Here is a 1,705-nt window from a genome sequence, read left to right as displayed (position 1 = left end):
CCTAAATAAGAACAGGGCCGTTTGGCCCTTGTCTACTGTACCCAGATTTGGAAATTAGAGATGTCAATACGTCGTTTTTTTATTGCTGTAAGTAGTATCATGGATATCATGCCAGCAACCAATTATAGAAAGCTTATATCGTCGAAAAGTGATAATGAGAAAATCCGCAATGATATTGCTGCGATATCTCAAGATACAGTTAACGCTTTAAATAAAAACAGAGTGGGCAAACGTACTACATTACTTAACAATATTAAGTAGATCATCAGCAGTGATATTGCTTAAGCCTTCTCTAATATCTTCACTGACTTTTTTCAGTGATAAAGTAAATTCAATTTTTCGTGCTTTTCCATCAGAAAAAAATTCGGTCCGGGTTTCATTCAGGCTTTCAATCACGAACATACCGTAAATCATGCCGGTGCCCTCAATTAACGGCCAAGCCCTGCCCGCATATGCAAGTGTGCGCAGGGCTTCAAGAGAAATATCACCCCCCGTCACTTCTGGATAGAGCACTCCATCAAGCGTAATGCTATCTTCACCCGCCCCGATATACTGCCATTTTGCCGATTTCCCCACGCGGTCATTTTTCACATGCCGCCAGGCCATTTCACGACTTAACGTTTGGTAGGGCGCGGTATTCAACATAAAAACAAACATACCATAGATCATCATCATAAAATCAATCTCCATCAGTTAAACGAGAACGGCGACGCGTATTATTTTCTCGCATCAGTTCACGTATTTTTTCTTTCACTAAGTCACCCAGGGCTTTGCTGTCACGCATATCAACGCCGTAAAAATTCAGCTCGAAAGTGTAGTTGTCACTCGCTCTTTGCCGCTCATTTCTATTTCCGTTCAGATCAATCGGTACCGGAATGCCAGCGAACGCCGGTTGTGGTTCTGGCAGCACCGCATTTGCAAGCCCCATCGCAGAATCTTTTAGTCGAGATAACAATGAGGCACGCGGTACATTCAATTGGGGCTCACGATACGCGCCATCTATTGCAGTCACGGCGGGATAATTCTTAAAGACAATTTCACCCAGTTTATTCGCGTCAGCGAGTGATGCAGTATTTTGTAATGATGTATTTGCGGCCCCGCCACTTATCTTTTTATCCCCCTTGGGGGTGTAAACCTGAGTCCCATATGCGGGTATATTGTTATCACTGGTCGAAGTGTCTTGCTTAAGTTTGTTGTTCTTTTCCGCAGCACTGGCGGCGGCTTTGACTTTATTAATAATGACTTTTGTTTTATCTCCCAGCGCTGGAAGAATGCCACTGGCCCACTTCGGCACGACGAGTTGTTTGACTTTTTCACCCATTTCATCGAGTTTCTCAGATGTACTGTCTGAGACTTTAACGGGTTTGTTGTTCATGGCTTCGGCGGCTTCAGCGGCGGCTTTTGTGGCATCAGGAATTGCGCCTAATTTTTCAAGTATAAAGCCGAGGCCCTTTGCTACCGCTGTGATAGGTAACATTAGGGCGCTGATTGCCGCACCGACAATTTCCCCGAACGTTTTACCGGCTTCTGTGCAAGCTTTGAGATTTTCTGATGTGGTATTGACGGGTTCAAACAGTTTTGTGAACCAGTCCCATACTTTTTTAATAGCACTCGCAATACCATCAAAAATGGGGGCTAACGGCGTAAAAACAGCGTTAAATGCCTGTTTAATCGGCGCCAGCCCTTCAATCAAGCCGGAAAAAAA

General features: G+C 44.3%; 1 protein-coding gene and 1 pseudogene. Both read right to left on the bottom strand.

Going from position 1 to position 1,705, the window contains the following annotated elements; all coding sequences use genetic code 11:
• Nucleotides 1–240 precede the first annotated feature (240 nt).
• Nucleotides 241–675, bottom strand: a complete 435-nt coding sequence (locus LG003_RS22810) for a phage tail protein (RefSeq protein WP_112876967.1) — start codon at nucleotides 673–675, stop codon at nucleotides 241–243.
• Nucleotides 676–679: 4 nt separating this feature from the next.
• Nucleotides 680–1,705, bottom strand: a pseudogene (locus LG003_RS22805) (phage tail tape measure protein); the annotation flags it as partial.

The organism is Photorhabdus kleinii (assembly GCF_025384885.1).
GTDB lineage: Bacteria > Pseudomonadota > Gammaproteobacteria > Enterobacterales > Enterobacteriaceae > Photorhabdus > Photorhabdus kayaii.
The sequence above is the reverse complement of the archived record's forward strand: the minus strand, read 5'-3'. Positions and strand labels throughout refer to the sequence as shown.

What these genes read in the sequence shown, in the direction of transcription:
- LG003_RS22810 (WP_112876967.1), bottom strand. Translation starts at nt 675, where the DNA reads ATGATGATGATCTATGGTATGTTTGTTTTTATGTTGAATACCGCGCCC.